3 protein-coding genes are annotated in these 8,175 nt (G+C 64.8%); all 3 read right to left on the reverse strand.

Annotation, left to right across the window (positions count from 1 at the left end):
• Window positions 1-69: 69 nt before the first annotated feature.
• From MJD61_19785 to MJD61_19795, 3 genes are read right to left on the reverse strand one after another with little or no spacing between them, the layout of a single operon-like run.
• Window positions 70-873 carry a copper chaperone PCu(A)C gene (locus MJD61_19785; protein ID MCG8557505.1) on the reverse strand — a complete coding sequence of 268 codons (804 nt, stop codon included), beginning with the start codon at window positions 871-873 and terminating at the stop codon, window positions 70-72.
• Window positions 874-912: 39 nt separating this feature from the next.
• The gene (locus MJD61_19790; GenBank protein MCG8557506.1) at window positions 913-1,506 is read right to left on the reverse strand and encodes an SCO family protein; all 594 of its coding nucleotides are present in this window, start codon (window positions 1,504-1,506) and stop codon (window positions 913-915) included.
• Window positions 1,507-1,541: 35 nt separating this feature from the next.
• The gene (locus MJD61_19795) at window positions 1,542-7,904 is read right to left on the reverse strand and encodes a multicopper oxidase domain-containing protein (protein ID MCG8557507.1); all 6,363 of its coding nucleotides are present in this window, start codon (window positions 7,902-7,904) and stop codon (window positions 1,542-1,544) included.
• Window positions 7,905-8,175: the final 271 nt, after the last annotated feature.

Here is an 8,175-nt window from a genome sequence, read left to right on the forward strand (position 1 = left end):
AGGAGGTCCCAACGCCGCCAGCGGGCGCCAGGGCTGGGGCCAAACGATCAGGATTCCTGTGGCGAGGTACTAGTGTTTTGAGTGGCCCTCGTGCTTGCTGTGCGAATGTGCCGCGGTGCGGGGCGTGATGGAAACCTCCAGCTTGCGTTCCCCTGCACGCGCGAAGCGAAGATCGAGCTCCAGACTGGCGCCTGCTGCTAGCGGCTTGCGCAGCCCCAGCAGCATGATGTGCTTGCCGCCGGGGGCCAGCTCCAGACTGCCACCTGCCGGCACCTCGAAACCATTCGGATGGGCGACCATGCGCACGACACCCTGTTCGAGCCTGCTTTCGTGCATCTCGGTGCTGGCAGCGAGCGGCGCATGCGCCGCCACCAGACGATCGGGTGTATTGGACCCGTTGATCACGCGCAGATACACCGCAGCCGCGCGGGCCTGGCCGGTGGCCGGCGCGCGGGCGTGTTCGATCGCGAGCATGTCGGCCGCCGGGGCTTCCGACTCGAGCTTGGTTCGGCGTGCCTGGGTTTCGGATGGCTCCGGTTGATGGGCAGTTGTGCGATGTTCTTGTCTTGGAGGCCGTTGCTCCCCGTCCCCCTTGCATGCCGGAGCCGCCAACGCGAGCAGGCACAGCGCCAAACCGACCAGAGGTCCACGGATGCACTGGTCGCCGATCCGGGTTCCGGAGCCGGTCCTCGCCAGTCCTGGGGCCGGTTCCAGAACCCGGACCGAACGCGCCTGCAGTTCTGCCTGGCGCAGCGGACGGAGTCCGTGCAGCTGCGGAGGTGCAGGCGCGTCCACGAGTCCGGAGGACGCTGGTGAACTTGTGATCCGTGGTACTGGTACGGGCCAGCAACGACTTCCGCGTTTCGGCTTCATTAGGCCTCCTGATCCTGATCCCAGAGCCTTCCTCGGGCACTAGCCGTTCACCACGACACGCAGCCGCGAAGTCAGATCCTCGATCGAAACATCCACCGGAACCTTGAACCTCACCCTGCCAGCGCGGTCGAGCACAAACAACAGACCGGTATGGTCTACGAAGTAGTAGCCCTGGCGACTACCGGGCCGAGGATACCGCTTGTACACCTCGAGCCCGAACGACTTCTTCGCCAACGCAAGCGACGCGTCGTCGAGCACGATGCCGTAGAAGCCCGGATTGAAGCTCGCGACAAATTCAGCCAGCTTGTCTGGTTCGTCACGTTCTGGATCGACCGTAACGAACACTACGCTGACCTGCTCGCTCTTCGTACCCAGCTTCGCGTACGCATCCCTCAGGTTGGCCAGCGTCATCGGACACACGTCGGGACAGTAGGCGTAACCGAAAGAAAGAACGACGACCTTGCCCCGCTGCTCGCCGAGGTGAAAATCGCCGTGCGACCCATGCCTGCCGTTAAGCTCCGGCGCGATCCATGGGACGGCAACCTCGTGGGGATCGTAGGGCCTGGAGCGTTCACAGCCCGCGGTCAGCGCCAGCGCGGCCGACGCGGCGAACACGGGGACGGCCTGGCGCAACGTGCACATTCGAGCTTCGCGAGCACCGGTCGGCGCTAGGGCAGGAAGTTCACCGAGACCGGTGTCGGGCAATTCACGAACAGCGGCTTGGGATCTTCGAAGGGCGCTCCGCCAAGCCACCCCGGCGGGGCCTGGGTCTCGAGCAAGTAGCCGTGATCCTTGAGATGCTGGAGCTCGTCTACGTAGATGAAACCATCGGGGTTGCCGCTTGCGGTTCGTGCAAAATCCCCACACAGCACATCCTCGTCGTCCATCTGGAAGGGATCGAAATCCACACCATGATCCGGACAGAAACCTGGAACGCTGCAGGTCGGAACCGCACCAGTCGAGCGGTTGGCGTTGTCGCGCACCAAGACGCCGTCTTGATCGCAATCCCAAAACAGCCAGGTAATATGCCACATGGGGCTGTAGTCGTTGAAGGTGGGTGTACCGTAGGACGTCAGCCCGGGCTGAAAGCGCCGGGGACCGAGGATGTCACCGAACACGCCGTTGCCGAACTGCATGATGTGCGCGGCAGCCTTGTTGGCGCCGGCAAAGGTGTTGAACAGCTCGGTCGAGGGCGAGCCCACGTTCGCCAGCTTGGGAGCATGGATCACACCCATGTTCTCGGCGGCCGGGAGCTTGCTGGCCTCGAACACGTTGTAGTAGGGAAACAGATCCCTACGGTGCGTGCCGATGTGAAGCTTCGCAGTGTAGCGCGCGCACTCGCTCGTATCGATCTGCCCGGCACAGGCGGACTCGTTTGGGATGAAGCGAATCGACAGCCCCTGACCGCCAGCGTAGATCACACCGGGCTCGTTCCAGTCGGCAGGGTCGTCGCTACAGCCGGCTGGACCCCCGCCGAAGAAGGTCGGAGACGGTGCATTGAGACGGATGCGCGGATCGCAGCCGCCCCGATCGATGATCAGCTGCTGGCCGGGACCGTCGCCCCACTTCACAAAGGGAGCGTTGACAACGATGTCGCGGCCTCGCCAGGTAATCCTCTTCAGCGGCGAGTAGCGGGCGTTAGCCCTGGGACGAACGACCGTGCCCGTGAGGGGGTCTACGTAAGCGACGGTTCCGGGACCCTGCGTGAAATTCCAGGCCGGATGCAGATGCTCGTTGAGCTCGGCCCCCTCTTCGATCGATCGGGGATCCGCCTCCCCGAGTGCTCGCGACCATAGGATGCCCATGTGCTCGGCGAATTCTTGATCGGACGCGTCGGAGAGAAAGAACCACACCCGTTCGTCACCGTTGAGTAGGCCCTGGCGCAGCGGCATATCCGCTGTTCCGCGCATGTCACCCGCCACGAACGGTCGCCCGATCGGCACTCCGCCCACGGTCATTCCTCGCTGGTGAACCGTGACGAACCCCGGCTCCCTGAGGGCCTGCGCCGCGGCCAGGACATCGCTGTCGTCCGCAGGCACCTCGCCCCGCGCGTCCGGGTCGCCGACAAACGGAGCCGGGCTACCCAGCGGGCGAAGGTGCTCGGCCGCCTCGGTCACCGACACGATCCCCCAGATTCCTGCTTGCAGAAACGGGCGCCGCAAGTCCTTGAACAAGTAATCGCCGGTACGTGCGAATCCAGCGCCGGCACCGCCGACCAGCGGCGCATCGAAAGTGTAGCCACCCATGAGCGGCCGCGAGAACACTCGCTCCGAGCCGGCGAGCCCTGGCTCCAGCGGCCAGCGGTGCCCGTCGACAGCGAATACATGCGCCTGCTCGGTCCACGGGGCAGCGACCCGAAAGCGCACCGGATCCCCCGCGTGTGCTTCAAACACGTAGCGCGGGTCGCCCCACTTTTCGCTGCTGAAGACGGCGGCTGGGTTGTCCCGAATGCCTCGGTCGGACAGGGCCTTCGCGCTGTAGCTCAGACCGGAAAACCCGCTCGCGTGCTGCGGATACGGCATGCGGCTCTGGCCAAGCACCGGATCCTCGTCGTGTACGAGCGCGACGAACTCCCGGAAGCTGCCCGCGGGACCCTCCACATCCGCGGCGAGCCCGGTCGCCGCCGGGAGCCCGGTATAGGGATCCAGGTACTCGGATCCCGCCGGCTCCACCACCACGGCTGCGAATGCCCCCTTGGCCAGGCTGTCGAGGGCGGCCAGGTTGAGGGCCACCGCCACTCCGAGCTCCTCGTCGGCGTAGTACTCGTAGGTGCGCGAGCCTCCGGGGGCGGTGGTCGAGTCAGGGTTATTGCCCACGGGAGGGCCGAAGGAAGTGGTCGGGTCAGAGGCGAGCATTCCGAGGCTGAAGGAAGCGCGCTTCTCGAGGTAGTTGTGCAGCGTGACTCGCAAGCACTCCCCTTCGTTTACGCGCAGCACCAGGGGCTCGCGCGCGATGACGTCGGCCGGCGGTGCTCCGTCCTCGTGAAGCCGGTAGACGACGCCGTCACGAACTCGGAGCGGTTGATCGCTCGTTACGATGTGCGCCTGCGTGATGTCCACGTCGTACGCGCGTACCGGCGCCTGGGAGGGACATACGGCCGGCGAAACGCCAACGACACGACTCACCCCTTCGTCGTCGTACCGATCCTGGTCGCGTTCGCCGTCTGCCCCGTACGATCCGTCTTCATCCACGTGCGCGTCCCCATCGCGCCCGGCAACCTGCGGACGATCCGGCAGCGGCCTCAAGTCAGGCTGCGCGTCCCCGTGCACGCGCACGATACCCCAAGCTCCGTCGATGAGCTCGCGCGCAACGGTGCTGTAGTACAGGTAGTCGCCGGGGCGGCGCTGCACACCACCGGCCCCAACATCGAGCAGGATGTCGAAGCGCTCGGAAATCCCGATCTGGGATGTGTCCGACAGCGCGCCGTTGCCTGCCCAACGTTCCAGGCGAAAACGGTGACCGGTCATGCGCAGGCCTCCCACGCGCTCGAGCACGCTCAGGTGGCGGATGACGAAGGGATCTCCCACATAGGCCTGCGGCAAAGGCGTCCACGGATCCGCATGCAGTGCGGACGAGAACTTGTCGGCGGCATCGCCGGCACGCTCGCGCAGCGGCTCGCTCAGCAAGTTGATCGAGGCCCCCGGCGCGTCGGCGCTGGCGCCACGACGGCCCGCATTTCGGTTGTGATGGAAAAGCACGAATTCTCGGAAGCTGCCGTGCTGTCCGGCTCCGACCGACGCTCGTCGTGGAGCATGGATATCGACCACGGCGCCGCTTCGCACGATCGCACCCGTAGTGGGGTCATGATAGGTGGAACCTTCGGGCTCGATGATGTGCGCACCAAACAGGCCATGGTCCCACGAGTTGAAATTCACGTGATCGTGAAAGAACACCGTGCCGGTGTCCACATCCGAGTACCAGGCGTAACGCACGAACTCCACTCCCACGGCCTCCCCTTTGCGATGCTCGAGATCGAGCCCGCGATCCAGCACGATTTCGGTGCCACGGATCGCAGCTATGCGACGGACCTCGGTGCACATGCGCGGGCTGTCTTCGCCCTCGCACATGCCTTCGCCGAGCCCGATTCCAAGCCAAATGCCCGGCCTCAACCCGCGCACGTGGTTCACGGTTATGCGATGGCTGTCGGATTCCACCGCTTTGGTCAAGCGACGATCTTCGTCGGTGTACGGCTTGACCGACTGCTCGAACGACATACCGGTGATTACGCCATCCGAGGCCTGTGGATCGAACTGCACGAAATGCGTGTGGATGTTGACCTTGGATTGCTGGCCGGCGATATGGGAATTGGCCACCAGAGGCTCGTGCACGTCCCCGAGCTCGCTCGTGAGCAGCACGTCCACGCAGTCTCCCACGTTGGAACGAATCGTGAGCGGCTCGGGGGACTTGGTCCCTGCGAGCAGCTCGGCTTTCTCCTCCCCGAGCACGAAGAGCATGCCGTGCTCGTCGACCTCGTTGGGTCCAATCTGGATCGGTAGTGTCACGGCCGTGATGGGGTACTGCCGGCGGATGCGGTGCTCCAGGTCGGGCAACAGATCGTCGTTGGGGCACAGACCATCGGGCCGTTCCTCACTTCCGTCCTCGCCGAGCCAGGGCGCGCCGGAATGTCCATTGGGCGAAAACGGTGGACGCTTGCCGAGGTGCGGCCGCATCAGCGGCCACGCGTAGCGGCCGTTGCCGGAATTGAACAGGATCTCAGCGCGTTGGCCGGGCGAGTCCGACGCGTAGTTGGCCCAGACCACGCTCGTCTCGGGCTCCCCGAGGTACAGCGGGCCGTCAAGGTCCTGCTCGACTTTTATCCAATCCCAAACGGTGGCGTCCTGATCGTCGAGCCGAATGCCCTGAGGGGGCAGCTGGGCCTCGATGAAAGCCTCGAGCGAGCGCTGCCGCTCCGGGTCGCTGATCTGCGATTCCGGAGTCAGGGCCTTGCCGCCTATCTCCAACCCGATCAGCGCGCGTGAGTTCACGGCGACCGGAGGTGCGGGCAGCGCCGACATGGCTGCCAGGTCGGATTGACGCGTGTCGAACACCCGCCAAAACCCCCACATCCCGGAGATGTAGTGGCTACCTATGTGACAGTGGTAAAGGAAATCGCCCGCTGCCTGCTGGCATCCCCCCGCGCCGCACTCGTGTTCGAGGTTGTAGCTGGTGCCCGGGCCGATGCTCTGGGAGTCCAGGTGGGTCGAGAACACGTCCTGTGCGGGTCGCTTCACCAAGCCACTCGAGATGTCGTTGTTTGGATCTGCCTTGGGATTGCGCCGCCAACGGTCGCCTCCACCGTGCAGATGGTGCACGTGAAACACCTCGCTGCCTCCATGCAGCAAGCGCGTCTTCGTGGGCTCCCCCAAATAGGAGCGGGGGATGGGCGTCGACGGGTCACCAAACATGTACGATCCGTAACCCTGGGACTTGTCGTCGTGTAGCGCCAATCGATTGCGGAACGGTTCGCTCCGGTAGTTGATCGCTCGAGCTGCGGGACGGTAATTGTTGCTGACCTCATCGAATACCGGAAGGGTCCGGCCATCCCCACCGACGATGTTCGCGAAGTTCTCGTCTCCTATCTCGTGGTAGATCAGCACGAACTCACGGAAATCGCGATCGTCGCCGGGAAGATCGATGATCGCTTCCCAGTTGCTGCCGAGCGTGTCCTGCAGCAATTGACCGGTTTCGGGATCGCGATAAACCGCGCCGGCTGGCTCGACGACGATGGCGCCGAATAGGCCATGCGCCACGCGCTGTCGGCTCGCCCCGTGGTCGTAGAAGTAATACGCACGCTCCGCTTCCTGGTCGCTCGGCAGCGGGATGCGGTACGTCGTCGTGGAACCGGCAGGAGTCGAGGTGTCGGGGTTCATGCCGACAAAGCCAGCGGCGTTCTGCGCGTCGTGGGCCAGACCCTGAATGTGCAGCGACGCGTTTCCATCGCGGAGGCGGTTGGTGAAGTTGATGACGAGACACTCGCCCAGATTCGCCCGCAATACGAGCGGCTGAATGGCGTCCTTGCGCAGGCCGATGGAAACGCGGTCTGGAAACGGCGTGGCCTGCTGCTGAGCCACCGCGCTCAGGTTGCGATCCAGCACGTACATGAACGCATCTGGATCATGATCACCGAACCGGTTGAGCGGCATGCTCACGTGAACCGCGGACACGTCGTACACGCGTCGAGCCGATTGATCGCAAGGATCGACCAAGACCGCGGCGCGGATGGCATCCACCTCCCGAGCGCTGTCGCTTCGAGTGCAGGCGACAACTAGAGCCACTGCTGCCAGACCTGCGTGCCGCAACCGCGGAGCGCCACCCAGGCGGTCGAGCAAGCTCAGGCCTGGGAGCCGAAAGCCACCACGTCCCCACGCGACGAAGACCCAGCTGAGCAGCAGGATGGCAAGGTAGCTTGCGCCCACGAGACCGACCGCCCCGCTTAGCAGCTCGTTCAGCCCTGCAGTCGCGTCGGCGCCGGTCGTCGAGCCACCGGACGCCAGTCCTTGAGTAACTGCAAAAGGCGTGTTGTACGAGCACAGATAGCCTCCTTGCTGGACCGCGAGATCCTGCACGCGTCCGGCGCCGCCGCTGCCCAGCAGCTGCGCTACCTGCGTGTCCGCTACGCCGGCGGCGGAGGGCAAGAAGCCGTATAGCCAGGGACGAGCGGCCACGCCCGGCAGCAACAACGCCGAGAGCCACAGTGACATCCAGGCCACATGAAAAAGGTCGAAGGTTGGCGGAATGGCCAGCTCGCCACGGCGGTTCAGAAAATCGCCCGACGAGCCCCGTCGCGCTCGCAGCGATCTGCACGCGAGCGCGGAGGCCAGCAACACCGCTGGCAGGCAGATCGCCGCGTCCAGGCTGAAGCGCAATGCAACGAGCTGCCAGTCGACGTCTAGGTCGGGCTGGAGGTAGGCAGCGAAACCGTACTGCCACAGGGTAAGCGTCAGAGAGACCAGGAGCGCCTTTGGTGCGACGCTCGCAGCGCTCGTCCGTAGCTCTGGGTAGTGCCGCCCCGGACCACGAAGTAAGCGCATAACCTTCCTTCCCCGAATCCGGGTACAATATCGGCGTTCGCGTACAGCGCCGCACCTACCGTAGCCGCGGTGACCCGCTCGGGTCAACCGGCAAGAAACGCGCGGCGGCGGCGACGGCCCGACAAGCTTCGCCTGAAGCCGCCACTGCCGCCGGAGCACCCACACTAGTACCTCGGCAGAGGATCTTGAGGTATAGAGAGAATCAGAAAAAAACGGCCCGCGCGGCGGGGGGGCGAAACCGCGCGGGCCTGCTCCCGCGAACGGGAGCATC

This window comes from Pseudomonadota bacterium, assembly GCA_022361155.1.
GTDB lineage: Bacteria > Myxococcota_A > Polyangia > Polyangiales > JAKSBK01 > JAKSBK01.